Below are 24,926 nucleotides of genomic sequence, written 5' to 3'. Positions count from 1 at the left end.
CGTAGATCGCGACCGAGCCGATCCCGGCGTCCTTGCACGCACGGATCACTCGCACGGCGATCTCACCGCGGTTGGCGATCAAGACCTTTGTCAGTTCAGGCACGGTGTCTGCTTTCTACGACGTTCAGCTCGGGAACGCGCTGGCGCGCCAGGCGTTGGGGCCGGGGTGGATGGGGGTACGCAGCTTGGGGGTGGCCCACAGGGAGCGCGGCTTCTTTGTGGGTGCCTGGCCTGAACCGAGGGCGGCGAAGACGGCCACGATGGCGGCGATCTCCTCAGGGCTGGCGTTCTGGTCGATGACCTTGAGCAGGGGCTTCTGCTGGGCGGTCGGGTCCTCGGCCGGTTCCTGAGGCGCGGTCACAGCGGGATGTTCCCGTGCTTCTTCGCGGGCAGGGTCTCCCGCTTGGTGCGCAGCAGCCGCAGCGCGCGGACGACCTCGCTGCGGGTCTCGTGGGGTGGGATGACCGCGTCGATGTAGCCGCGTTCGGCGGCGATGTAGGGGTTGGCGAGGGTGGTTTCGTACTCGTCGATCAGCTCGGCGCGCTTGGCCTCGACGTCCCCACCGGCGGCCTCGACCGCTGCCAGTGTCTTGCGGTGCACGATGTTGGCCGCGCCCTGGGCGCCCATGACCGCGATCTGGGCGGTGGGCCAGGCCAGGTTGATGTCGGCACCGAGGTGTTTGGAGCCCATCACGTCATAGGCGCCGCCGTAGGCCTTGCGGGTGATGATGGTGACCAGGGGGACGGTGGCCTCGGCGTAGGCGTAGATCAGCTTCGCGCCGCGGCGGATGATGCCGTTGTGTTCCTGGTCGGTGCCGGGTAGGAACCCGGGGACGTCGACGAAGGTGATCACGGGGACGTTGAAGGCGTCGCAGGTGCGGACGAAGCGGGCGGCCTTCTCGGAGGCGTCGATGTCGAGGCAGCCGGCGAACTGCATCGGCTGGTTGGCCACGATCCCCACGGGGCGGCCCTCGATCCGGGCGTACCCGATCAGGATGTTGGGTGCCCACAGCGGCTGGACCTCGAGGAACTCCTCATCATCGACGATGTGGGCGATGACCTCGTGCATGTCGTAGGGCTGGTTCCCGCCATCGGGGATGAAGGTGTCCAGCTCGCGGTCGAGGTCGGAGATCTCCAGATCGGCCGTCTCCTCGAAAGCCGGGGGCTCTTCCATGTTGTTCGAGGGCAGGTAGGACAGCAGAGCCTTGACGTAGTCGATCGCGTCGGCCTCATCCGCGCCCATGTAGTGGGCCACCCCGGACTTGGAGTTGTGGGCCAGGGCACCGCCCAGCTCCTCCATGGTGATGTCCTCACCGGTGACGGTCTTGATCACATCAGGGCCGGTGATGAACATGGCCGAGGTCTTGTCGACCATGATCGTGAAATCGGTGACCGCGGGGGAGTAGACATGCCCGCCGGCACAGTTGCCCATGATCAGGCTGATCTGCGGGATCACCCCGGAGGCGTGGACGTTGCGTTTGAAGATCTCGCCATAGAGGCCCAGGGAGACGACGCCTTCTTGGATCCGGGCGCCGGCGCCCTCGTTGATCCCGATCAGCGGGGACCCGGTCTTGATCGCCAGGTCCATGATCTTGGTGATCTTCTCGCCATAGACCTCACCCAGCGACCCACCGAAGACGGTGAAGTCCTGGGAGAACACACAGACCTGACGGCCCTCGATGGTGCCGTAGCCGGTGACCACGCCATCACCGAAGGGCCGGTTCTTCTCCAGCCCGAACGCGACCGACCGGTGCCGGGCCAGCTCGTCGACCTCCTGGAAGGAGCCCTCATCGAGCAGCATCTCGATCCGCTCACGAGCGGTCTGACGCCCCTTCGCGTGCTGCTTCTCCACCGCCTTCGCGGAACCGGCATGGACGGCCTCGTCAACACGACGCTCCAGCTCGGCCAGCTTCCCGGCAGTCGTGTGCAGGTCGATCTCGGCGCCCGGGGAATCGGGTGCGGTGGTGGGCTCGGCGCTCAACGGGACTCCTTGTGAACTTCAGTGTCAATGAGTGAGACTAAGTGTCATGGGGCATGATGTCCAGGGATCGATCCAAAAAGGAGAGTGATGGCAGCAGCGCGTGACGAGATCTCCGACGCGGCATTTCGCCTGTTCGGGATCAAGGGGTACGCCGCCACCTCGGTCGACGACATCGCGTCCGAAGCGGGCGTCAGCCGCAGCACCTTCTTCCGCTCCTTCGGGTCCAAGGAAGCGGTGATCTTCCCCGACCACGACGAGCTCCTCGGCCGGATCGAGGAGCGACTGCGTTCCTCGCCCCCCAACGCCGGTCTCGCCGCCGTCACCGACGCGGTCAAGATCGTGCTGTTCCACTACGTCGCGGAGGGCGAGCGTGCGCGGGAGCGCTACGGGCTCACCTCCACCGTGTCGGCGCTCCGTGAGCGTGAGCTGGTGAGTGGGGCGCGCTACCAGCGTCTCTTCCGTCGATACCTGAGTCACTGGGCCGACGCCTCGCCAGAGGCGGAGCTCCGTGCCGAGATGACCGCAGCGGCAGTCGTCGCGGCACACAACCGCGTACTTCGCCGGTGGCTTCGACGCGAGTGCACGGACCCTCAGCGGGAGATCGAGCAGGCACTGGCCGCAGTCCATCGCACCTTCGCCGACGAGAGCGAGGCATCGATCGGGATGCTCGTCGTTCCGGCCGGGGTTCCCGCCTCGGCCGTGGAGAAGGCAGTCAAGAGAGCGCTGGAAGGCATCGCCGTCCGAAACCTCGATCAATGAGGCCGAGACGGCACCCGAGGTCGGGGGCCGATCACCGCTCGTACGACACCCCGGTGTCCTGGTCGTCCCGGTGACGGGGCGTCTCCGAGACGTCCGGAGTCCCGGCCGGCTCCGGCTCGCCCTCGATCGAGATGTGGGGGAGAACCTTGTCGAGCCATCCGGGCAGCCACCAGGCAGAACGCCCGAAGATCACCAGCGCTGCCGGCGCAAGGGTGACCACGAGGATGCCCGCGAGCAGCACCGCTACCGAGAGGCCGACGCCGAACTGCTTGATCGTCGGGTCGGGGTCGAGGATGAAGCTGGCGAACACCGACGCCATGATGAGGGCCGCGGCCGTGGTGATCCGGGCGCTGGCGACCAGCCCTGAGTGGACCGCCTGCCGGGGTTCGGCCCCCTCGTGGACGTGTTGCTGGACGTGGCTGACGAGGAACACCTCGTAGTCCATCGAGAGCCCGAACAGGCCCGCGAACATCATCAGGGGTACGTAGCTGGCGATCGGCACGGTCGAGGACGCCGTGTCGATGCCGAGCAGGTCGATGCCCCAGCCCCACTGGAACGTGGCGGTGAGGACGCCGAACGCGGCGGCCGCCGAGAGCAGGTTGGTCACCGCCGCCTGGAGCGGGATGAGCAGCGAACGGAAGGCCACCATCAGCAGCAGGTAGCCGAGCAGGATGACGGTCCCGATGACGAGCAGCAGCCGGGCCGAGATGAGGGAGGCCAGGTCGACGTAGGATGCCGTGTAGCCACCGACGTACGACGTGACGCCCGTGCCCTCGCTCGTCTTCGGCAGCACGGAGTCGCGGACGTGCCCGACGAGGTCGGCGGTGTCGTCCGAGGCTGGGGAGGTCGTCGGTACGGCGGAGAGCAGGACGACGTCGCCCTTCTTGTTGATCTGCGGTGGGGTCAGGGCCGCGACCCCGTCGGTGTCCGAGAGACTTTGCTGCAGGTTCACCACGCGGAGATCGGTGCCACGTTCGTCGCCGCCCGCCGCCGTCATCATCTGGGTGAGCTCGTCCTGCAGCTGCTCGGCCTCCTTCTGCTCCTCCTCGGCCTGTTGCTGCTCGGCCTTGAGGTCGTCGGCCTTCTTCTGGAGCTCTGCCGCCTGCTGCTCCAACGCGTCCCCCTGCCGGCGCAGCGAGTCGGCCTGGGCCTGGAGCGCGTTGCCCTGCGCCTGGAGATCGTCACCCTGGGCCTGCAGCGAGGCTGCCTGACGCTCGAGCTCGGCCTTCTGCCGTTGCAGCGCGTCGGCCTGCCCTTGCAGCGCGTCGGCCTGTCGCTGGAGGCGCTGTGCCTGCGCCTGCAGCCGGCGGGCCTGCCGGGCGAGGCTGCGTGCCTCCTTCTCCAGCGGGACGAGCTTCTTCTGGACGGAGGCCTGCTCGGCCTCCACCGCGTCGAGGCGGGCCTGCAGCCGTTCCACCCGGGCCTCGTCGCCGTCCTGCTCGGCGCGGGCGATGCGACGTTCGAGGACGCGCTCGCGGGCGCGGAGGCGTACGAGCTCCCGGACGAGCGGCCGGGCCTGCATCGCCAGTCGTCTCGCCTCGCGTCGCAGCTGGTCCCGGCGGGCCTCGAGGCGTGCTTGCTCGGCCTCGAGCCTCCGCTGCTCGGCACGCAGCGCGTCGGCCTGCCGCTCGAGGTCCGCCTGCTGCCCGCGCAGCGCAGCTGCCTCTCGCTCGAGGTCGGCCTGCTGCGCCTGCAGCTGCGCGCTCGCTTGCTCCAGGGACGCCTGCTCTTCTTCGAGCTGTGCCTGCTCCGCCTCGAGCTCTGCCTGCTGGTCCTTGAGCTGTTGCTCCTGCTGGGGCAGCTCCTTCTGCTTCTTCTCGAGGTCGGACTTGAGGGACATCGCCTGGTCGTACTTCTGGGTGTACTCCTCGCTCGGGGCCGCGGGCGGGTCGAAAGACGAGGCGACCTGCAGCGGACCGTTGTAGCCGACGCCCAGTCCCGCGCTGATCAGGTCGTACGCCTGCCGCTCGGTCGTCTCCTTCGAGGTGGCACCGACGTCCTCCTGGCCGAGCTCGAGGCTGAGCACCGGGACGATGAGCGGCACCAGGGCCGCGAGCGAGACGCCCGCGACCACCCACGGGTGGCAGTGGACGACTCCGGCCCACCTCGCCCACAGGCCCCTGCCGCGCCGACGTCCCGGACGCATGAACGCCGGCAGCGAGGCCCAGCTGATCCGGTGGCCCAGCAACCCCAGGAACGCAGGCAGCAGGGTGATCGCCACCAGGACGGCGGCGACCACGGCCATGGCCGAGGCGTACCCGAGCGCGGAGACCAGCGGGATGCCGGCCACGCCCAGCGCGAGGAGGGCCACCACGACGGTGCAGCCGGCGAAGACGATGGCGCTGCCGGACGTCGCCACCGCACGCGCGATCGACTCGCGGATCGGCATCCCGTCGCGCATCTGATCCTGGTGGCGGGTGATCAGGAAGAGGGCGTAGTCGATGCCCACGCCGAGGCCGATCATGGTGGCCAGGGTCGGCCCGGCGGTCGGGATCGAGAGGAGGTGGCCGGCCAGCCCGACGGTGGCCAGAGCGACGCCGAGACCGACGATGGCGGTGATGATCGGCAGCCCCATGGCCACCAGGCTCCCGAGCACGAGGCTGAGGATGATCATCGCGGCGATGATCCCGACGACCTCGCTGGTCCTGGACTCGTCCGTCGACAGCGTCGAGCCGATCGAGCCGCCGGCCGCGGTGGTGATGCCCGCGTCCTGTGCGGGGTGGGTGGCGTCCAGGACGTTGCCTGCGATCTCCTCGGTCAGGTCGCCGGACCCGACGTCCATCAGCACCGGCGCGAAGGCCGTTCGACCGTCCTTCGACAGCAGGCCGGCGGTCTGTCCGTCGCTGCTCAGCGGGTTGGTGACGGTGTGGACGTGCGGCTGTTTGCCGATCTCCTTCACCGCGTCGTCGACGGCCTGCTTGTTGGCGGAGTCGGTCAGCTTCCCCTTGCTCACGTGGAAGACGATCGGGTTGACGCCGTTCTGCTGGGGCGGGAACCGCTCAGACAGCAGGTCCTTCGCCTCCTGGCTACCGGTGTCAGGCAGTGCGAGGTCGTTGCTGGTCTTGGCGCCGAGGGTCGAGACGGCCACGACCACGGTGACGAGCACCAGGATCCAGGCACCGATGACGAGGAGGCTGTGCCGGGCACAGAGGCCACCGAGCCGACGGAGGAGACCTGCCACGACGCTGCTCCCTTCTGCGGCCTCGTCGCATGAGCCGCGGGGCGCCCGGCGCTCCCAGGTCCGCGGGACGGTGATCCGGGTCCCCACGGCTACGTCCGGAGTGTGGGCGCGTGCTGCTCAAGCACGGTAGCGGGATCCCGCGACAGGGGAGAGGGCCGCCGTGCAGCATCCCCGGAATCGGGGACCGCACCCACGGCACGACAAATAGTCTAGTCATTTGACATGATGTCTACCGAAGCTTACTGTGACTGCGACCACAGGGTGGTCGAGTCGTGCTGCGAAGGAGACACATGGGCAAGATCGTGAACACCGTCCTGGGGCCGGTTCCCTCCGGCGACCTGGGGGTGACGCTGACCAACGAGGCGCTTCTGTCGGTGCTGCCCGGCGCGCAGTACGCCTACGACATCACCCTCGACCGAGCGGCGGTCTTCGAGACGCTGGCGACCAAGCTGCGCGCCTTCAAGCAGTCAGGAGGCGAAGGCGTCGTTGACGTCACGGGACAGTTCGCCGGTCGCGACCTGCGGCTGTACGAGGCGCTCTCCCGCGCCACCGGCGTCCACTTGATCGCCTCCACGGGACAAGGGCCGGAGGGCATGCTGGGCGGCTACTTCCTGACCCCGCAGACCAACCCGCCGACCCCGTGGCCGGCCGAGAAGTGGGCAGACCTGTTCGGTGCGGAGGTCACCGATGGCATGGTCGTGCCGCGGGTGGAGCGCCGCGGACACGCAGGGGTCATCGCTACCGCGGTGACCGCCGAGGGGGCTACGCCCACCGACGTCGAGCTGCTACGCGGCTCGGCCCGCGCCGCGCTGGCAACCGGCGTGCCGGTCACGTTCGTGGCCGGAGCCGATGCGGTCGCCGAGCTCGCCGTCATTACCCAGGAGGACCTGAGCGCCAGTCGGGTCGCGGTCTCGAGCCCGGGATCCTCCGCCGCGAAGCTGGCCGAGCAGGGTGCGTACGTCGTCCTCACCGAGACATCCGAGGCCGTGGCGCTGGCCGAGGCGGGGCACGCGGATCGAATCCTCCTTGCCACCGGGGGAGCGGGGCAGGCCTTCGGCCACGAGGTGCCGGAGGCGGCGTACGACCATCTGATCTCCGCCGTGCGGGCGGACCTGCCCGGTGAGCTCGCCGACCAGATCTTGATCACGAATCCGGCCACGTTGCTGGCCGTGAAGGAGGACTGAGCGATGGGTTCTGTGAACACCGTCCTGGGGACGATTCCGGTCGAGGAGCTCGGCTTCGTCGCCATCCATGAGCACATCGGCTACGGGATGCCGGGCTCGGAGCTGGACACCCGGTGGTGGAAGAGCCCCGAGGTCCGTTACGAGGAGACGGTGCCGAAGCTGCGGAGGTTCGCCGAGAACACTCGGCCCTACGGTGCTGCGACGTTCGTCGACGCCACCGGCATCTGCAACGGCCGCGACGTCCCCTACTACCAGTCGCTCTCGGAGAAGACCGGAGTGCACATCGTCGCCTCGACCGGGTTCGTCGGCGGCGACACGGCGCTGCCGTTCTTCGAGCGGGCCTCCGTGGAGTACCTGACCGAGCAGTTCGTCCACGAGATCACCGTCGGCATCCCCGGCACCACCGCACGAGCCGGGATCATCAAGGTCGGTGTCTCCCGCGGATTCCGGATGAAGCCGCTGGACCTGCGGATCTACCGGGCCGCCGCCCGTGCTGCCCTCGCCACCGGAGTGCCGATCTTCACTCATCTCGCCGTCGACGTCGAGCCGGCCGTCGAGGTCTTCGCCGAGGAGGGGCTGCCGCTGCACCGGGTGCTCTTCGGTCACGCCGACGACGGTGTCTCCCAAGGCAAGGTGAAGGACCGCTGGATCGCTGCGCAAGGCGGGCGGATCGGCTTCGACACCTTCGGCTACGACCTGGAGCTGCCAGACCCGCCGTTCTGGGGGCGTCCCCGCGCCGAGCGGCTCGAGCACTTCCTCGGCTACCTGCGCGACGGCCTGGTCGACTCCGTCCTCGCCTCCGCGGACGCCAACTGCTCGCCCCTGGGCTGGCCGGGCGTCAAGGGCCACACCGTCAACTACCTCTTCGAGACCCTGCTGCCCGCCCTGCGCGAGAACGGTGTCATCGAGGAGACGATCCACCGGATCTTCGTCGAGCTCCCCGCTGCCTTCCTGGATCAGCAGAGCCTGGGCCAGCAGAGCCCCGCGCTGTCCTCCCTCTCCACGAACTGAAAGACCACCATGGACCTGAAGAACCTCACCATCGCGATCGTCGGCGGCGGCTACGGCGGCCTGGCCGCCGCCAAGGCGCTCACCGTGGCCGGCGCGAACGTCACCGTCTACGAGCAGGCCTCCGAGATCAAGGAGGTCGGCGCCGGGATCGGGCTGCGACCCTCCTCGCTGGCACAGTTCCGCGCCTGGGGTGAGCTGGAGGCCATCACGAGCGTCTCCAACGCCTCGGAGTCCTTCCAGATCCTCACCGCCGAAGGTCACCCGATCGCCGAGGAGATCTGGCCCGAGGTCGACGCGCACGGAGTGACCACCCACCTGATCCACCGCGGTGACTTCATCGAGGCGCTCTTCGCCACCCTGCCGAAGAGCATGGTCAAGCTCGGTCACCGGCTGGAGAAGATCGCCGACAACGGCCCGAGCGCGACGTTGAGCTTCGCCGATGGCCGGAGCGAGACCTACGACCTGGTCGTCGCCGCCGACGGGATCAAGTCGGTGATCCGCGAGCAGCTCTTCACCGATTCCCAGCCGGTCTTCGCCGGGGAGCACGCCTACCGAGTCGTCGTCGAGGACGCCGACCTGCTGAGCCTGGTCGCCGACGGCAAGCTGCGGATGTACATCGGCCGCGGCACCAAGGTCTACCTCCTCCCGCTGCTCTCCCGGGGCCAGGTCTCCTTCGACATCACCGCCCTGGACGTCGACGGCACCTGGGCGCCCGAGGTCGACCTCGACTACATCCTGAAGACCGTGGAGGGCTTCGACCCGCGCATCGTCGACGCCACCCGACGGCTCGACCTCGCCGCGGTCAACAAGCGCGCGGTCTACGACATCGACCCCGTCGAGCGGTGGTCCACCGACTCGGTGGTCCTGCTCGGCGACGCCGCCCACGCCATGTGCCATCACCAGGGCCAGGGCGCCAACTCGGCAATCCTGGACGCCGGCGCTCTTGCCGGCGCCCTGGTCGCGGCGGCTTCGGTGCCGGAGGCGCTCGAGGCGTACGTCGCCGAGCGCAAGCCGGTCACCGACGAGCTGCAGCGGATCTCCCGTCAGGGCTGGAGCGAGGACGAGGTCAATGACGTCTTTCCTGGTCAGAAGCCGAACTCCGGACGTCAGGAGGGCTGATCACAGATGCCCATCCATCCCGAGGTCGCCAAGGTTCTGGCGACGCTTCCCGCCCCTTCCGCCGTGCTCGACCCGGTCGCGATGCGCGCCGGAGAGGCCAGCCAGGTTCCGCCGCTCGGGGACCGGCTGCCGATCGCGTCGGTCGAGGACATGTCGGCGGGTGACGTACCTGTCAGGCTCTACGCCGACTCCACCGACGCGTCCGGTGTCATCGTCTACTTCCACGGCGGCGCGTTCTTCCTGGGGTCGCTGGACACCCACGACCACGTCGCGCGCCATCTCGCGAGGGCGACCGGTCTGAAGGTCGTCTCGGTGGACTACCGGCTGGCTCCGGAGAACGAGTTCCCGGCGGGCCTCCACGACTGCTACGCCGCGGTGCGGTGGGTGCAGGAGAACGGCGAGAAGCTCGGCTGGGACGGTTCGACGCTCGCTGTCGCGGGCGACTCCTCCGGCGGCACGTTCGCGGCGGCGGTGGCCGCGATGGCCACGGACGACGGCTACGACGCCGTGACCCACCAGATCCTCTTCTACCCCTCGCTCGACCTCGACTTCGACGAGACGCGCTACCCGTCACTGGTGGAGAACGCGACCGGCTACGGCCTGGAGACTGCCGGTTTGAAGCCGTTCAACGCGTTCTACCTCGACTCCGGCGCCGACCCGGACAACCCGCTCGTCTCGCCGATCAAGCGGACCTCGTTCGAGGGCCTGCCCAAGGCGCTGGTCGTGACCGCGGAGTTCGACCCGCTGCGCGACGAGGGGGAGCGCTATGCCCAGAGGCTGCGGGAGGCCGGGGTCGAGGTGAACGCGGTGCGCTGGGAGGGCGCGAACCACGGGTTCGTCCAGAACTTCTCTCAGATCCCGGAGTTCGCCCAGGTCTTCGAGACCATCACCGAGTTCCTGCGGGAGGGCTGATGGCCGTCGATGTCCACCCGATCGCCGCTCCTTGGGGGCGGTTCGCGCTTCTCAGCTTCCTCATCGACGCCCCGGAGCTCGCCCTCGTCGACACCGGAGTCGCCGCATCAGCCGCCGCGGTGCCCGCCGAGCTCGAGAAGCTCGGGAGACGGATCGAGGACGTGAGGTGGATCCTGCTGACGCACGGTCACATCGACCACGTCGGAGGTGCCCACGCACTGTGGGAGGCCACCGGCCGCCAGGCGAAGGTGGTCATCTCGCAGACCGACGCACACTTCCTCAGCTCCCGGCGTGCGCACGTCGAGGAGGCCCTCGCGCTACGCGGCGACTACATGGACGCGACCGCACTCGAAGCGGAGAAGTCGGCCGAGGTCCTCGAGGCGATCTCGGGTGAGATGACGCCCTCCTTGACCGTCGCGGACGGTGACGTGCTCGACCTCGGCGGGGTCTCGGTGCGCATCGTCGCGGTGCCGGGGCACACGCCCGGCGCAGTGGCGTACGTCATCGAGGGGCCGAACGACGTCTTCATCGGCGACGCGGCGCAGGGCTACGGCGCGGCCAGCGGCTTCCCGGGGTTCGAGGATCCCGCTGCCTACCGCGCCTCGTTGCAGAAGGTGCTCGCCCTCGAGCCGGGCCGGCTGTTCCTCGGCCACCCCTACCGGCGCGCCGATGGCAGCCCGTTCCCGGTCGTGCTCGACGCCGCCGGCGCTCGCGAGGCGTTGGAGGCGAGCCTGGCCCGGGAGGCCGAGATCCGGGCTGCGATCACCGGCTTCCAGCCCGTCGAGACCGACTCGCGCTGCTCGCCCTTCGAACAGATTGCCACCGAGCTCGGCTACGGGGGAGACCCGACCCTGGAGCCATCGCCGTTCTTCACCTCCCTTCACGGTTACCGGATGCTGAAGGAGCACTCATGACCGACATCCGCACGATCCAGGCGGGCACCGAGCAGATCACCGTCCACAAGGACCTCAGCGTGCCCATGCGCGACGGCGTGAAGCTCGCCGCCGATGCCTACGGCGGCGACGTCGAAGGCCCGCGCCCCGCGCTGGTAGCGCTCTCGCCCTACGGCAAGGAGCTCCAGGCGCTCGCCCTGACCATCCCGCCGCAGCGCCGGCCGTCCCCGCTGTGGGACGGCTGCATCGAGGCCGGTGACATCGCCCGCGTCGTGGCCGAAGGCTACGTCCACGTGATCGGTGACCTGCGTGGCTCAGGAGCCTCCGAGGGCGACCACGTCGGCAACTACAACGCCGGTGGTGTGCCGCTGGGCCAGGATGCGTACGACTTCATCGAGTGGGTCGCTGCGCAGCCGTGGTGCGACGGCAACGTCGGCATGATCGGCATCTCCTACTTCGGCTCGATGCAGGTGCTCGCGGCGGCCGAGCGCCCGCCCTCGCTGAAGGCGATCTTCGTCTCCGGTGGCCACTACGACTTCTACGAGACGACCTACCACGGCGGCGTCATGTGGTTCATGCCGCGCGCAGCCCGCGAGGGGCGAGGCGGTGACTCCGGCTGGGCGTTCACCGACCGCACCACCTCACGGATGCTCGAGTGCGTGCCCGAGGAGGAGGTGAAGGCCCGAGTGGCCCAACGTCTCGCCGACCCCGACGTCCAGGCCTGGCCGAACCTCGTCCACACGTTGCACTACCCGAAGCACCACGAGGCGTGGTTCGACATCATCACCAACGACCTCGACGGCGAGTGGTACGAGGAGCGCAACCCGGTCAATCTCGCCAAGAACATCGACATCCCGGTCTGGCTCACGATGGAGCAGGGCCGCGGCTGGACGCTCGACTCCACGATCGAGACCTTCCTCAACATCGGTTCGAAGCACAAGAAGCTGACCATCGGCCCCTACCCGCCGATGCAGTCACGGCCATGGGTCGAGGACCACGACGAGATGTTCCGCTGGTACGACAAGTGGCTCAAGGGCATCGACAACGGTGTCGAGAAGGAGCCGGCCGTCTCGGTCTTCATGGAGGGCACGAGGCACTACGTCGAGGCCGAGTCATGGCCGCCGAAGCAGGCCGAGCACAAGGCGCTCTACCTGCGCGGCCGTCAGAAGCTGTCGGAGACGCCCGAGCGCTTCGGCACCGACGTCGCCGGCTACGAGGGCTACTTCCAGGCGCCGATCATCACCACCGACACCATCGGGATGCTGACCTGGTCCACCCCGGCGCTCGAGGAGCCGATGGAGCTGCTGGGCACCGGCGCGTTCCATGTGTACGCCGAGATCGACCAGGACGACACCAACTTCATCGCCCGGATCTGGGACTACGCGCCCTCGGGCAAGCGCCGGCTCGTGTCCACCGCCTACCTGAAGGCGAGCCAGCGAGAGCTCGACCTGGAGCGCACCACCGAGGGCAGCCCGATCCACCCGCACACCCGCCGGGTGCCGGTGGTGCCCGGCGAGATCAACGAGTACGTCCTGCGCATCTACCCGTTCGCGGCCACGATCCTGCCGGGTCACCGGCTCGTCGTGGAGCTCTCCGCCAATGAGCCGATGCAGGACGAGCACAACGCGCTGCTCCCGCCCGACTCGTTCCACCTGCCCATCGGGCGACCGACCACGCACAAGATCTACCGCGATGCCGAGCATCCGTCGCGGCTGGTGCTGCCGTTCGCCACGAGCTGATCACGCCACCCAAAAGCACCGGGGCCGGTCCTGTCATGGACCGGCCCCGGTGCTGTTTCTGGTGTCGCGCGTTCAGCCGGCAGCGGCCGCCAGGCGCCGCATCCTGGGGATCGGGATGCGGTAGTCGAGCGCGACCACGGTGGCCGGTCCGTCGGCATGGCGCCAGCGCATCAGCGCCGGCCCGCCGGGACCACCGTCGACGTACTCGGGTCGGCCGGAGGCCGGCATCGGGCCTACGGCCTTGAGGCTCAGCCCGAACGCCTCGGTCCAGAAGTACGGCCTCGGCTCGAGCACCGGGGCGTCCTGGCCGTGCAGCAGCGCGGTCGCTGCGACCTTGGCCTGCTCGATGGCGCTGTTCCACAAGGGCGTACGCCGGTGGCCGCCGGGGACGGGCACGGCGGCGAGGTCGCCGACGGCCGCGACGTCGGGCGTGACCAGACAGCGCTCGTCGACGTGGACCGGGCCACGGCCGGCGGGTAGGACGCCCGATCCGGCCAACCACTCGGTGTTGGGTACGTCTCCGACGGCGGTGAGGACCAGGTCGGCGCTCACCTCGGTCCCGTCGGCGCACATGACCCGGCCGCGGCCGACGATGGAGGCGCCGGCCGTCTCGACGACGTTCGCGCCGCGCTCGCGGGCGGCGATGGTGAAGACTCGAGACAGGTGGGCGCCGAGCTGCGCGGCGAGCGGCGGTCCTTGGGAGACGACGCTCACCCGGCACCCTCGGGCGAGCGCGCCGGAGGTGATCTCCATACCGAGTGGACCGCCACCGACGACAACGATGCTCGGGGCGGTGGTGACGCGCTCGCGCAGAGCCTGTGCGTCGGCGAGGGAGCGTAGCGTCATCTCTCCGGGCCCGTCGCCGAGCCTCCGTGCGCGGGAGCCCGTGGCGATCACGACCTTGTCGTACGCCACTTCCTTGCCATTCGTCAGGACGACGACCTTGCGTGCCTGATCGAGTCCGGATGCGCGGGTGCCGAGGATCTCCTCGGCGCCGTGGTCACTGGGCGGCAGCTCGTGCGCCGTGCTCGCCTGGTCGGCGGCATCGGCGAGGAGCGCCTTGGAGAGCGCCGGCCTGCTGTAGGCGGGCTCGTCCCCGATGATGATGAGGTCGCCGTCGAACCCTGCCTCGCGCAGCGCATCGGCGCTGGTGAGCCCGGCGATGCCGTGGCCCACGACGACGACTCGTTCCGTCGACGCGCTCATCCGATGCGGAGCGCGGCTACCGGGCAGACCCGGGCCGCAGCGCTGGCGGCCCGGGCGTCGGCCTCACCGACCTCGTCGACGTCGATGACGAGCTCACCGTCGTCATCGAGGTGCATGAGGTCGGGAGCGGCCTCCTCGCACAGGCCATGGCCCTCGCAGCGCGGGCGGTCGAGCAGGATCTTCATGCGGAGACGACCTTCGTGACGGGGAGCTCCTCGATGCTCCGGGTGATGTTGCTGGCGACCCGCACCTCGCCGCCGAGGTCGAGCCGTGCGACGCGGCGTGCGAGCGCCTCGATGACGGCATGCACCTCGAGCCGGGCGAGGCCCTGCCCAGCACAGCCGTGCGGTCCGTACCCGAAGGAGAGGTGGTCGACCGGGTTGCGTTCGACGCGGAAGACGTCGGGCTCCTCGAAGTGCCGCGGGTCGCGGTTGCCCGCACCGAAGAGAACCCCGACGTGCGCGCCCGCCGGAACGAGGAAACCGTCGATCTCGACCTCACGGGTAGCGCGCCGGCCCCACACATGCACCGGTGCCCAGAAGCGAAGCACCTCGTTGAACGCGGCCGGGACCAGCCTACGGTCGGCACGGATCGCGGCGAGCTGTTCGGGATGCCGGCCCAGCAGGGCGATGGTGTTGCCGAGCGCGGCGACGGTCGTGTCGACGCCGGCCCCGAGATACTGGTGGATGATGTGGCCGGCCGTGCCCGGCGGGACGTCGCCGCGGGCCTCGGCGTCGAAGACGCCTCGTCCGACCGAGCCCGGCTGCAGATCGCCGGCGGTGACACTCGAGCACCAGGCATACAGCTCACCGGCGATCGGGAAGCTCTCCGCGGTGCGCTGGTTCATCGGCCCGATCACCTGCATCGCGGCCTGGCCCCAGCGCAGCATGTTGGTACGTACGTCGCCGGTGAAGCCGATCAGGTCGGCGACGACCTCGAGCGGGAAGGCCCGTGCGATCTGGTCGATCGCGTCGAAGGAGCCGCGCCTGACCAGGTCGGCAACCAGCGCGTCGGCCTTCTCCTCGATCTGGAGCTTCAGGCCGCGCAAGGCCCGCGGTGAGAGGTTCTCGGTCAGCGCCGCGCGCAGCCGGGTGTGGTCCGGCGGGTCAGAGGCAAGCGAGGTTCCGGCGAGCGCCTCGTTGACCGCCGGGTTGAACCCGATCGCGCCGGCCGAGGAGAACGCGGCTGGGTCACCGAGCGCTCTCCGGATCGCGTCGTAGCGGGTCAGCACGTAGACATCGTTGAGCGGCAGGTGGACGACCGGGCCGAGATCGCGCAGGGCCACGTAGGTCGGGTAGGGGTCGATCAGGATCTCATCGTCGAAGAGGTTGACGTCGGAATTCGGTGGTGTGCTCATGGCTTTCCAGATGGTCGTGATGGACAGGTCGAGGGTCGGAGTCGAAGGATCAGGCCGTCGCCGGCGCCTCAGCGGGATCGAGCTCGGCCGGTGCCTGGGCGCCCACAAGCCCCACCAGCGTGAGGACCGCGGCAGCGGCGGCGCAGACGCCGCAGACCAGGAAGGCGAGGTTGTACGCCGCCCCCAGGGACTCCATGGCCAGGTTGGCGATCTCGGTCGGCATCGGCACCGGCTCGCCTCCGGGGATGACCGGCATCGAGTTGAGCGCCATCGCGCCGCCCTCGTGTCCGATCCCGACCGCCGCGCCCGCGCGCGTCTCATCGAGCGTGCCGGAGCCGACGAGCTTGCCGACCACGCCCTCCAGGTCGGCGACCAGGCGGGCGTTGGCCGACGCGGTCGCGACTGCTCCGACGAGCACCGGCCCGAGCGCGAAGCCCAGATCGCGCAGCAGATTGGTGGTCGCCGAGGCCATCCCGGCCAGACGCAGCGGGACGGTGTTGATCGCGACGGCCGTTATGGAGCCGACTGTCATCGCGAACCCGATACCCAGCGCCAGCATCGGCGCAATGAACCGGGTCCACGATATGTCGTTCACGTCGAAGGTGGAGCACCAGATGCCGGCCACCGCCATCGATGCGAATCCGATGCTGAGCACCCAGCGCGGCGAGACGTTGCTGATCAGGCGCGAGACCACCGGCACCAGCACGAAGGCCGGTCCCTGGATGAAGAGGAACAGGATGCCGATGCGTACGGCTTCCTGGTGCTGGATCGCGCCGAGCCAGATCGACATCGAGAAGCAGATCCCGAGGAACGCGAACATGCCGATCACGGTCGCCATCGCGACCACCGCGTAGGCACGGTTGGAGAACAGACCGAGCTGGACGAGCGGCACCTCGGTGTGCAGCTCGATCCGGACGAACGCGGCGAGCAGGATCACGCCGAGGCCGGCCGCACCGATGATCATCGGCTGGCCGAACCCGACTTCCGAGCCGTGGGTGGCCGCGAAGAGCAGTGCGATCAGGCCGACCGCGAGGGTGACCTGGCCGGGGATGTCGAGCTTGCGTCCCTCCGGTGCGGAGGAGTCGGTGGCGGCGAACGTGACCAGGATGGAGACCGCGGCGGCCGCGACGACGATGAGGTACGCCGCACGCCAGTTGCCTGCGGAGGCGAGGGCACCACCCAGCATCGGCGCGATGGCCGCACCGATCGAGAGGAATCCGGCCCACAGCGCGATCGACTTCGCGCGCTGCTCCGCGCTCGGTGCCAGCGCGGCGATCATCGCGAGGGAGATCGGGTAGAGGACGGCGGCACCGAGACCAGCCACGATCTGACCTGCCCACAGAACCTCGACGCTGCCGGCGGCGTACGTCACCACTCCGCCGGCGGCGGTGAGGAGCGCGCCGACCTGCAGCAGACGCTTGCGGCCGAAGAGGTCGCCGATCACGCCGGTCGTCAGCTCGAAGACGACCATCGGGATCGCGAAGGCAGCACTGATCCAGGTCAGATCGGTGCCGCTGGCGGAGAACTCCGTCTGGAAGGTGCCGTTGAGGGCGCCGGGCAACGAGTAGGCGACCTGGGCGAGGAGAACTGCGAAGCAGCCCGCGACCACGGTCGCGGTGTATCGGGACGCCTTCACCGGCGCCACTGCTGTGGACATGAGGGGACTCCTGGGGGCTCGAGCCGTCTCCGAGTGTGATCGGCATCACGACCGGACCCAGGCAATCTGACATGTCACTAGACGGTGTGTCAAGTCACACGTCTCACTGTCTTCTGATCGTGGCGGCTCCGTGAGCCGTGGCTGATCGCACTAGAGTCGCGCCATGGCCAACCTGCGCGCAGCCCAGAAGCGGATGACCCATGAGCTCCTCCTCGACACCGGCCTCAACCTCTTCGGCGAGAAGGGGTACGCGTCGACGACTGTCGACGACATCGCCTCGACCGCGGGTGCCACCCGCGCCACCTTCTACGCTCACTTCCCCTCGAAGGTGGAGCTGATGAAGGCGCTCATCAGAGAGCGACTCAACGTCGAGCTCGGCCGGGTCCCGTCCGAGGATCATGGGAGCACGGCACGTGAGCTGGTCGACGTGGTCGCCGATGGCGGCGAAAAGCGGATTCGCGGGTGGCTCGAGGGTGTCTCCGCCCACTGGGACGCCATTCGTCCCTACACCGTCACCGCGTTCCAGGCGGCCGCGGTCGACCCCGAGATCCAGGCGCTGCTCGACGAGTGGACCGACGAGGTGGTCGGTGACATCACCGAAGGGCTCAACCGTGCCGGTCGTTTCGCTCCGGCGACCCGACGCCTGCGCGGTGTCATCGCTTTCACGGAGCTCGACCATGTCGCACGACACTGGACGCCGGGGCACTGGGGCGTCGATCGTGACGAGGTCCTCACGGTGCTGACCGAGAGCTGGTGCGGAACCATCGGGTGCGGCTCTGCTCAGGCTGAGCGCGACCCGGCATGAGTGTTGCGGGGCCCGGTGTCACGCCTGGGCGCCGCCCGGATCTTGATGAGGCCTATCTGTCAGAGTCCCTGTCGCCGCGAGGGAGCCCGGAACGCGGCCGAGACCGTCCGGGCTGTTCTCCAAACGGCGCTCGGAGATGGACTGACGCTGGTCAAAGCCAGGAAAGCGGACGGGCTGGCCTGTAAGCCGGGTTCTGTAGTCGGCGACCATCCATCTCGGACCATCGTTGCCGATGGCCTCTAGCAACCTACCCGCGCACTCGGGCGGACCGCCCTCCCAGTGAACTAGCACCGTCGTACGCTGTCTGGTCTTGCTCCGGGTGGGGTTTACCTAGCTCCTCGTGTCACCACGAGGACTGGTGGGCTCTTACCCCACCGTTTCACCCTTACCGCTACCTGGAGGGTAGCGGCGGTCTGTTCTCTGTGGCACTGTCCCGCGGGTCACCCCGGGTGGCCGTTAGCCACCACCCTGTCCTGTGGAGCCCGGACTTTCCTCGACGTATCTCTACGACGCGATCGCCCGGCCAGCCCGTCCGCACAAAAGTCTAGTGTGAGGCGGGCTCGATGTGGGCATCCGGACCGGGGAAGACGAGCGACTCGTGGTCGCTGTCGCTCCAGCGTACGAGGTAGGGCGGGCTGCCGTCGGGGTGGCTGACCTCGATGATCTCGGCCTCTCGCATGTGGTCGCCGACGTGCTGGCCCATGACGACGAGGTGGTCACCTACTGATGCGTGCATGCGCGTTCACCTCCTAACCCTCACCATGGTGCTCCCATCGCGGGTCTGGATGGAATACGGTGGAGGGGTATCGCGTTCGGAGGGTGTGATGATGGAGAACGAAGACTTCGAGTACGTAGCCCCGGCTGTGGTCTTCCCGGGCCAGAGCGCCCACGAGGTGGCCTACCGGACGGCCCACGACCTGCTCTCGCGGCGTTTCCCGGTGGAGGCGCTGGAGATCCTGGAGCCGGCGCTGGCCGATGACCCCGACAACATCGGGCTGCGGAGCATGCGGGCGTGGGCCTACATGCTGCGGGCCCAGCTCGCCAAGGCCGAGGCCGAGCTACGCTGGCTCGTCGAGCGCGACCCCAGCGACGCCTGGAGCCAGCACTCGCTGGGCCGTGTCCTGGAGCGCCAGGACCGTCTCGAGGACGCGCTCGGCCCGCTGCGCCTGGCGGCCGTGATGAGCGACGACTACGACCATCACGCAGCCGTCTACCGCGTACGCAACCGGCTCGACCAGCGCCAGGAGTGAGGTCGGCGGTGACCCGCGTGACGCGGTGGCCTCGGCGGTGGCAGGGTGGGGGTATGGAACCTGACACCACGACCCTCAACGCCGAGCAGGTCGCCCAGGAGGACCTGGCGGGCTGGACGTTCGACACCAGCGGCGAGGCCGCCAGCATCGTCGCCCGCGTGGAGACCGGTGACTTCGTCACCGGTCTGGCGCTGGTCAACGCGATCGGGGCGAAGGCCGAGGAGGCCAACCACCACCCCGACATCGACCTGCGCTACCCGTACGTCGAGATCCGGCTCTCCAGCCACGACGCCGGTGGCGTCACCAGCCGGGACATCGCGCTGGCGAAGGTGATCAACGGGCTCTCGGCGGAGTCCGCGCTCTGAGCCGGCTCAGGCCAGTCGCGTCATCTCGACGCTGACCTCGACGACCGGCTCCTCGGGGCCCGAGTAGATCCCGCCCAGCGGCTTGACGTCGGTGTGGTCACGGCCCGTGGCCACACCGACGTAGGCGTCGCCGGGCTCGGTGCCGGTGGCGGGGTCGATCCCGTGCCACCCGTTGTCCCACCACTCCACCCAGGAGTGGGCGCCGCCGGGGTAGACGTAGCCGGAGACGTAGCGCGCCGGGATCCCGACCGTACGCAGCGCGCCGAGCAGCTGGTGGGCGGCATCGGCGGGAGCGGCCTCGGCGACCGCCCGGGCGATCTCGACCGCGGCCTCGCCCGGCATCCCCGCCGAGGAGGCGATCGCCTTGGCCCGGGTCGCGAGCTCCTCGCCGGGCGCGACCAGAGGGGGCAGGCCGAGGAACTCGATGAACCGGTCCGCGACACCGGGCAGGGCGGCCTCGTCCCAGGTCAGCACCGGCGCCGCCCCGGGCTTCCGGTCGACGTGGACGGTGCTGGTCGCGGAGACCTTCAGAGCACGATGCGCCTCGAGCACCTCGATCGCGGTGACCTCGTTGCCGAAGTAGTCCTTGTACTCATAGGTCCACGGCTTGGGCGAGACGTCGATCCGGTGATGGGCCACGATCTGGTCGGGCGTGGTCAAGGGCGTCAGCCGCGTCTGGTTGTAGGAGGCGACCGCCGGGCCGGCGTAGGCGAAGGTCGTGGTGTGCACGATGCGGAACTGCATGCTCATCTCGATCAGACTCCTCAGATCGGCTGCCAGGCCAGCGCCTCGGCACCGGCGAAGTAGCGCTTGGTGACCGCCTCGGTGGCCTCGGCACAGGTGACCTGGAGCCGCTCCATCTCGGCGGGCAGGTCCGCCAGCAGATCGTGGAGCGAGCGGTACTCCAGCGATGCCCGCATCCGGCCGATCAGCCGGTGGGCCTCATCGGTGAAGCCGGCGCGGCGGGTCGTCCCCTCCAGGGTGTCCAGCGCCCCCTCGGCCCGCTGCAGCGCATGCACCACCGAGCGCGGGAAGATCCGGTCCAGCAGCAGGAACTCGGCAGCCGCCTGCTCGGTCTCGACCCCCTTGTTGACCCGCAGGAACGCGTCGTACGCCCCGCAGGCACGCAGCGTGGAGTTCCACTGCGAGGCGCCGCCGGCGGAGGTCAGCGACGTGGTCGCGACCAGCCGCGAGGTCATGTCGGCGCGCTCGACGTAGCGCCCGAGCATCAGGAACTGCCAGGACTCGTCCCGCATCATCGTCGCGTCGGCGGTGCCGTTGATCTGAGCCACCCGGTCGCGCACCCAGCCGAAGATGAACGGAGCCCGCATGTGCTTGAACTGGCCGGCCGGGATCGCCCGGTAGGTGGTGTTGAGCGCCTCCCACAACGGCACCGAGAGCGTCTCCCGGGCCCCGCGGGCCGACTCCCTGGCCGCGCCGAGCGCATAGGCCATCGAGGTCGGCTGGGTGGTGTCGTAGGCGAGCATGTCCAGCATCTGCGGCAGCCCGACCTTCTCCTCCGCGGAGATCTCGATGCCCATCACCGCGAGCAGCGAGCGGCAGGCGGTCTCCTCGTCGGTGGCGGCGTCCTCGAGGATGTGCTGGGTCTGTACGTCGAGGATGCGCGCGGTGTCCTCGGCACGCTCCACATAGCGCCCGATCCAGAACATCGACTCGGCGATGCGACTCAGCATCACGCAACCCCCTGCGTTTGAGACTGACCCTGACCCCGACCGGACGGCCGGGACGACGTCGGTCCGGCGAGCACCCAGGTGTCCTTCGAGCCGCCGCCACGGGAGCTGTTCACGATCAGCTCACCCTCTGCGAGCGCCACCCGAGTCAGGCCACCGGGAAGAACCCAGACCTTGTCGCCATCATTGACCGCGAACGGCCTCAGGTCCACATGCCGCGCCCCGAGATCTCCATCGATGAAGGTCGGGACCGTGGAGAGCTGCACCACCGGCTGCGCGATCCACGAGCGGGGGTCTTCCAGGATCTTGCCGCGCAGCACCTCCAGCTCGCGGGTCGAGGCCGCCGGCCCGATCACGATCCCCTTGCCGCCGGAGCCGTCGACGGGCTTGAGCACCAGCTCCGAGAGCCGGTCGAGGACCTCCTCGCGGGAGGACGCCTCGCCCATCCGCCAGGTGTCGACGTTGCGGATCACCGGGTCCTCGCCCAGGTAGTAGCGGATGATGTCGGGCATGTAGGTGTAGACGAGCTTGTCGTCGGCGACCCCGTTGCCGACCGCGTTGGCCAGCGTCACGTTGCCCATCCGGGCGGCGTCGATCAGGCCCACGCAGCCGAGCATCGAGTCGGGCCGGAAGTGCACCGGATCGAGGAACTCGTCGTCGATGCGCCGGTAGATGACGTGCACCGGGGCCAGCCCCTTGGTCGTACGCATCAGCACCTGCCCGTTGCGGCAGACCAGGTCGCGCCCCTCGACGAGCTCGACCCCCATCGTCCGGGCCAGCAGCGCGTGCTCGAAGTAGGCGCCGTTGTAGACGCCCGGGGTCAGCACCACCACGGTCGGGTCGGCGACTCCGGCGGGAGCGGCCGCGCGCAGCGCCGCGAGGAGCTTCTGCGGGTAGTTGGCCACCGGCCGGATCCGGTGCTCGGCGATCGTCTCGGGGAGCGCGGCCGAGATCGCGCGACGGTTGGTCATCACGTACGAGACCCCCGACGGGACCCGCACGTTGTCCTCCAGCACCCGGAACTCGCCGTTGTTGTCACGGACCAGGTCGATGCCCGAGACCTGGACGCGTACGCCGTTGGGCGGGTGCACCCCGGCGGCGGCGCGGTGGTAGTGGCTGGAGGTGGTGATCACCTCGCGCGGGATCACCCCGTCGTCGAAGACGTTGCCCTCGTCGTAGATGTCGGCGAGGAACAGCTCCAGCGCCTTGACCCGCTGCTGGACCCCCTTGTCGATCGTCGCCCAGGTGTCCCGCTCGATGACCCGCGGCACGATGTCGAGCGGGAAGGCCCGCTCCTCGCCGCCGATGTCGAAGGTGACGCCCTGGTCGAGGTAGCTGGCCTGCATCGCCTCGACCCGGCTGATCAGCTCCGCCGCGCTGAGCCGGCGCAGCGAGTCGCCCAGCCGTTGGTAGGGAGGCCGGAGCTCGCTGCCGACGAACATCTCGTCGAAGGCCGGATCCCGAGTCTCGTAGGCGTCGAACATCTGGCTCATGAAGGCAACCTACTGAAATCCGTGTAACAGCGCTGTTGCCCACGCGAACATCTCGCACAACGGTAGGTTGGCAGCATGAGCGAGCGCCAGCGAGTGAGCAATCAGATCATCATGCCGCCGCGTCCGTACTCTTGCCCTTCCTCTACGGAGGTGGCGGCATGAGCGACGAGCACGCGGGCGAGTTCTACTACTGCCTCAAGCACAAGACCGTCGAGCCGTACCAGGGTTGCAAGGCCAAGGACCGTCTCGGTCCCTACGCCTCCCACGCCGAGGCCTCCCGAGCGCTGGAGCACGCTCAGGAGAACAACGAGCGCTGGGACAAGGAGGACAGGGCCTGGGAGGGCGATGCGGGCAACGAGGACCGCTGATCCTCAGCGTGGGGTCACCCGGAGCAGCACGTCCTCATCGCCGTTGTCGGTGGTGACCAGCAGGTCGCCGTCGGCGGTCAGCGAGACCGTACGCAGCCGCCCGTAGTCATGCATGACCTCGGGTGAGCTGTCGTCGGTGAGCTTCCCCGACTCGTCGAAGGAGAGGATCCGCAGCTCCTGGTCCTTGAGCACGGCGACCGCGAGTGCCCCACCGTAGGCGCCCCAGCGGTCCTGGACCGGGATGAAGGTGCCACCACCGGTCGCGACGGTCGGGTTGCCGGAGTCCCAGGCCGCCTCGATCTGCTGTCCGGGCAGGTCCTGGTCGGTCATCGGCACCGATTCGTCGTAGCCGGGGCCGGGGTTCCAGCCGTAGTCGCCGCCGAGGGTGATCTCGTTGACCTCGTCGTCGCGGTCGGAGCCGTGCTCGATCGACCAGACCGTGCCGTCGGAGCGCTGGGCCAGCCCCTGCACGTTGCGGTGGCCGAAGCTGGTGATGAATCGGCGCGGTCCTTCGTCGCCGGCCCACGGGTTCCCCGGCCAGGGCTTGCTGGTCTCCGGGTCGAGCCGGAGCGTCTTGCCGCCCAGGGAGTCGAGGCTTCGCGGGTTCTCCTCGTTCGCGGCGTCGCCGGTGCCGACCCAGAGCGCCCCGTCGGCAGTGATCAGCAGCCGGCAGCCACCGTGTCTTCCCGACGAGGTCGGGAAGCCGTCGATCAGGGTCCGCTCCTGGGTGGCCCTGGTCAGTCCGGCGTCGAGGGTCCAGGAGATCACGCGTACGTCCTGGCCGTCGTTCCATCCCTGACAGGTGTAGATGCGCCGGTTCTCGGCGAAGTCCGGGTCGATCTCGAGCCCCATCAGCCCGGTCTCACCGGAGACCCAGATGTCGTTGTCCTCGAGCGGGATCTCATGGCGCTCGCCGCCCTCGACCAGCGAGAGGACCGCCCGGTCGCGCTCGGTGAGCAGGAACCGGTCCTCGCCGATGTCGGCGACGTCCCAGGGGTGGTCGAGCCCGTCGTTGACCACCTCGACGTCGAGCTCCGGGACCCGGTCGGAGGTCGGCAGCACGGCCGGAGGAGCCGACGAGGAGGCACTCGCGGAGGCGCTCGGCGAGCCCGACGGGTTCAGCGGCGGGGGAGTGGAGGCGGGAGAGGAGTCTCCGGAGCACGCGGCGGTCGAGAGCCCGAGAGCGATCACGGAGGCGAGGGCGATGGCAGCGCGCATGGTGTCGACGCTACTGGCCCGGTGGGCTCTAGGGTGTGCGGTTGTGACGAACGTGATCAGGGCGATGCGCGAACACCCCTCCGCGGTGCTGCTGCTCGGACAGGTGGTGGCGATTCTGGCCTACCCCTTCCTCGACGGCTCGACCGCCGGCCGCGCCGGACTGGGTGTGCTCCAGCTGCTGCTCCTGCTGGCAGCGGTCGCGGCGGTACGCATGACTCCGGCCTTCTCCTGGGCGGCCATCATCTTCGGCGGACCGGCGACGATCTTCGCGGTGTGGGAGTCCGTCGCGCCGAACGAGGGCTGGGTCGTGCTGACCTCGGCCTTCTTCCACGTCCCGTTCTACCTGTTTGTCTCCTACGCGATGATCCGCTATCTCTTCCACGACGACGTGGTTACCCGCGACGAGCTCTTCGCGACAGGTGCCGCGTTCACCGTCGTGGCCTGGGCCTTCGCCTACCTGTACGCGGCGGCCCAGGTGATCTGGCCCGGCTCGTTCGGCGACCACCGGCAGTGGTTCGACCTGCTCTACCTCTCGTTCACGACGCTGACCTCGGTCGGCCTCTCCGACATCGTGCCGGTGCTCCCGCACGCGCGCTCGGTGGTGATGATCGAGCAGATCGCGGGGGTCTTCTACGTCGCCATGGTGGTCGCTCGCCTGGTCGGGCTGGCGGCCGCCAGGGCGCGACGCGTGTAGCCGGCGGAGTCCGCGAACTGGTCGACCCCAGCCGGCGTACGGCC

Annotated in this window: 25 protein-coding genes and 1 other RNA gene; 12 read left to right on the top strand and 14 right to left on the bottom strand. The window is 69.1% G+C overall.

Annotation, left to right across the window (positions count from 1 at the left end):
* The 3 genes from ACFV9G_RS25915 to ACFV9G_RS25905 form a co-directional block, all read right to left on the bottom strand.
* Window positions 1–103, bottom strand: a 103-nt coding sequence (locus ACFV9G_RS25915) for a biotin carboxylase N-terminal domain-containing protein (RefSeq protein ID WP_378731455.1), incomplete at its 3' end; no start/stop codon positions are given.
* A gap of 21 nt (window positions 104–124) precedes the next feature.
* Complete coding sequence (locus tag ACFV9G_RS25910) at window positions 125–361, bottom strand: acyl-CoA carboxylase epsilon subunit (protein ID WP_378731453.1); 237 nt, start codon at window positions 359–361, stop codon at window positions 125–127.
* Entirely contained in the window at window positions 358–1,980 is a 1,623-nt protein-coding gene (locus ACFV9G_RS25905) for an acyl-CoA carboxylase subunit beta (RefSeq protein ID WP_378731451.1), read from the bottom strand. The genes ACFV9G_RS25910 and ACFV9G_RS25905 overlap by 4 nt, the downstream gene beginning before the upstream one ends.
* A gap of 87 nt (window positions 1,981–2,067) precedes the next feature.
* Between ACFV9G_RS25905 and ACFV9G_RS25900 the strand changes: the two genes are divergently transcribed.
* Entirely contained in the window at window positions 2,068–2,739 is a 672-nt protein-coding gene (locus ACFV9G_RS25900; RefSeq protein ID WP_378731449.1) for a TetR/AcrR family transcriptional regulator, read from the top strand.
* Between the two features lie 31 nt (window positions 2,740–2,770).
* On the opposite strand, the gene ACFV9G_RS25895 is transcribed toward ACFV9G_RS25900, so the two are convergent.
* Window positions 2,771–5,920, bottom strand: coding sequence for an MMPL family transporter (locus ACFV9G_RS25895; RefSeq protein ID WP_378731447.1), 3,150 nt, complete (start codon window positions 5,918–5,920; stop codon window positions 2,771–2,773).
* A gap of 290 nt (window positions 5,921–6,210) precedes the next feature.
* Here ACFV9G_RS25895 and ACFV9G_RS25890 point away from each other — a divergent pair, with 290 nt between their 5' ends.
* The 6 genes from ACFV9G_RS25890 to ACFV9G_RS25865 are packed head-to-tail and all read left to right on the top strand — an operon-like array spanning window position 6,211 to window position 12,778.
* Window positions 6,211–7,104: a hypothetical protein gene (locus tag ACFV9G_RS25890; RefSeq protein WP_378731445.1), complete on the top strand. Its 894-nt coding sequence runs from the start codon at window positions 6,211–6,213 to the stop codon at window positions 7,102–7,104.
* Between the two features lie 3 nt (window positions 7,105–7,107).
* Window positions 7,108–8,115, top strand: a complete 1,008-nt coding sequence (locus ACFV9G_RS25885) for a phosphotriesterase (RefSeq protein WP_378731443.1) — start codon at window positions 7,108–7,110, stop codon at window positions 8,113–8,115.
* Between the two features lie 9 nt (window positions 8,116–8,124).
* Complete coding sequence (locus ACFV9G_RS25880) at window positions 8,125–9,234, top strand: FAD-dependent monooxygenase (protein WP_378731441.1); 1,110 nt, start codon at window positions 8,125–8,127, stop codon at window positions 9,232–9,234.
* Between the two features lie 6 nt (window positions 9,235–9,240).
* The gene (locus tag ACFV9G_RS25875; RefSeq protein WP_378731439.1) at window positions 9,241–10,146 is read left to right on the top strand and encodes an alpha/beta hydrolase; all 906 of its coding nucleotides are present in this window, start codon (window positions 9,241–9,243) and stop codon (window positions 10,144–10,146) included.
* Entirely contained in the window at window positions 10,146–11,060 is a 915-nt protein-coding gene (locus ACFV9G_RS25870) for an MBL fold metallo-hydrolase (protein WP_378731437.1), read from the top strand. The genes ACFV9G_RS25875 and ACFV9G_RS25870 overlap by 1 nt, the downstream gene beginning before the upstream one ends.
* Entirely contained in the window at window positions 11,057–12,778 is a 1,722-nt protein-coding gene (locus ACFV9G_RS25865) for a CocE/NonD family hydrolase (protein WP_378731435.1), read from the top strand. The genes ACFV9G_RS25870 and ACFV9G_RS25865 overlap by 4 nt, the downstream gene beginning before the upstream one ends.
* 72 nt (window positions 12,779–12,850) lie before the next feature.
* Here ACFV9G_RS25865 and ACFV9G_RS25860 read toward each other — a convergent pair whose 3' ends face one another.
* From ACFV9G_RS25860 to ACFV9G_RS25845, 4 genes are read right to left on the bottom strand one after another with little or no spacing between them, the layout of a single operon-like run.
* Complete coding sequence (locus ACFV9G_RS25860; RefSeq protein ID WP_378731433.1) at window positions 12,851–13,984, bottom strand: NAD(P)/FAD-dependent oxidoreductase; 1,134 nt, start codon at window positions 13,982–13,984, stop codon at window positions 12,851–12,853.
* The gene (locus tag ACFV9G_RS25855; RefSeq protein ID WP_378731431.1) at window positions 13,981–14,169 is read right to left on the bottom strand and encodes a ferredoxin; all 189 of its coding nucleotides are present in this window, start codon (window positions 14,167–14,169) and stop codon (window positions 13,981–13,983) included. Before ACFV9G_RS25855 ends, ACFV9G_RS25860 begins: the two co-directional genes overlap by 4 nt.
* Window positions 14,166–15,341, bottom strand: coding sequence for a cytochrome P450 (locus tag ACFV9G_RS25850; RefSeq protein ID WP_378731429.1), 1,176 nt, complete (start codon window positions 15,339–15,341; stop codon window positions 14,166–14,168). The genes ACFV9G_RS25855 and ACFV9G_RS25850 overlap by 4 nt, the downstream gene beginning before the upstream one ends.
* 49 nt (window positions 15,342–15,390) lie before the next feature.
* Window positions 15,391–16,998 (bottom strand): MFS transporter, encoded by a 1,608-nt coding sequence (locus ACFV9G_RS25845; protein WP_378731427.1) that lies wholly within the window; start codon window positions 16,996–16,998, stop codon window positions 15,391–15,393.
* 163 nt (window positions 16,999–17,161) lie between these two features.
* On the opposite strand from ACFV9G_RS25845, the gene ACFV9G_RS25840 reads away from it, so the two are divergent.
* Window positions 17,162–17,803 (top strand): TetR/AcrR family transcriptional regulator, encoded by a 642-nt coding sequence (locus ACFV9G_RS25840; protein WP_378731426.1) that lies wholly within the window; start codon window positions 17,162–17,164, stop codon window positions 17,801–17,803.
* 166 nt (window positions 17,804–17,969) lie between these two features.
* Here ACFV9G_RS25840 and rnpB read toward each other — a convergent pair.
* Window positions 17,970–18,334: RNase P RNA component class A (gene rnpB, locus ACFV9G_RS25835), an RNA gene on the bottom strand.
* Between the two features lie 13 nt (window positions 18,335–18,347).
* Entirely contained in the window at window positions 18,348–18,539 is a 192-nt protein-coding gene (locus tag ACFV9G_RS25830) for a DUF1918 domain-containing protein (RefSeq protein ID WP_045551181.1), read from the bottom strand.
* 88 nt (window positions 18,540–18,627) lie between these two features.
* On the opposite strand from ACFV9G_RS25830, the gene ACFV9G_RS25825 reads away from it, so the two are divergent.
* Both ACFV9G_RS25825 and ACFV9G_RS25820 read left to right on the top strand, forming a co-directional pair.
* Window positions 18,628–19,053: a tetratricopeptide repeat protein gene (locus ACFV9G_RS25825; RefSeq protein WP_378731424.1), complete on the top strand. Its 426-nt coding sequence runs from the start codon at window positions 18,628–18,630 to the stop codon at window positions 19,051–19,053.
* 53 nt (window positions 19,054–19,106) lie between these two features.
* Window positions 19,107–19,418 carry a 4a-hydroxytetrahydrobiopterin dehydratase gene (locus tag ACFV9G_RS25820; protein WP_378731422.1) on the top strand — a complete coding sequence of 104 codons (312 nt, stop codon included), beginning with the start codon at window positions 19,107–19,109 and terminating at the stop codon, window positions 19,416–19,418.
* A gap of 6 nt (window positions 19,419–19,424) precedes the next feature.
* On the opposite strand, the gene ACFV9G_RS25815 is transcribed toward ACFV9G_RS25820, so the two are convergent.
* The 3 genes from ACFV9G_RS25815 to ACFV9G_RS25805 are packed head-to-tail and all read right to left on the bottom strand — an operon-like array spanning window position 19,425 to window position 22,602.
* Window positions 19,425–20,168 (bottom strand): transglutaminase N-terminal domain-containing protein, encoded by a 744-nt coding sequence (locus tag ACFV9G_RS25815; RefSeq protein ID WP_378731419.1) that lies wholly within the window; start codon window positions 20,166–20,168, stop codon window positions 19,425–19,427.
* A gap of 14 nt (window positions 20,169–20,182) precedes the next feature.
* On the bottom strand, window positions 20,183–21,112 hold the full coding sequence (locus tag ACFV9G_RS25810; RefSeq protein ID WP_378731417.1) for an alpha-E domain-containing protein: 930 nt from the start codon (window positions 21,110–21,112) through the stop codon (window positions 20,183–20,185).
* On the bottom strand, window positions 21,112–22,602 hold the full coding sequence (locus ACFV9G_RS25805) for a circularly permuted type 2 ATP-grasp protein (RefSeq protein ID WP_378731415.1): 1,491 nt from the start codon (window positions 22,600–22,602) through the stop codon (window positions 21,112–21,114). Before ACFV9G_RS25805 ends, ACFV9G_RS25810 begins: the two co-directional genes overlap by 1 nt.
* 158 nt (window positions 22,603–22,760) lie before the next feature.
* Between ACFV9G_RS25805 and ACFV9G_RS25800 the strand changes: the two genes are divergently transcribed.
* Complete coding sequence (locus ACFV9G_RS25800; RefSeq protein ID WP_378731413.1) at window positions 22,761–22,970, top strand: hypothetical protein; 210 nt, start codon at window positions 22,761–22,763, stop codon at window positions 22,968–22,970.
* A gap of 3 nt (window positions 22,971–22,973) precedes the next feature.
* Here ACFV9G_RS25800 and ACFV9G_RS25795 read toward each other — a convergent pair whose 3' ends face one another.
* Complete coding sequence (locus ACFV9G_RS25795) at window positions 22,974–24,188, bottom strand: PQQ-dependent sugar dehydrogenase (RefSeq protein WP_378731411.1); 1,215 nt, start codon at window positions 24,186–24,188, stop codon at window positions 22,974–22,976.
* 43 nt (window positions 24,189–24,231) lie between these two features.
* Between ACFV9G_RS25795 and ACFV9G_RS25790 the strand changes: the two genes are divergently transcribed.
* On the top strand, window positions 24,232–24,882 hold the full coding sequence (locus ACFV9G_RS25790) for an ion channel (RefSeq protein ID WP_378731409.1): 651 nt from the start codon (window positions 24,232–24,234) through the stop codon (window positions 24,880–24,882).
* Window positions 24,883–24,926 lie beyond the last annotated feature (44 nt).

Origin of the sequence: Nocardioides sp. NPDC059952, from assembly GCF_042730435.1 — a bacterium.
Taxonomy (GTDB): domain Bacteria; phylum Actinomycetota; class Actinomycetes; order Propionibacteriales; family Nocardioidaceae; genus Nocardioides.
This window is presented reverse-complemented; position numbering and strand designations above follow the sequence as displayed.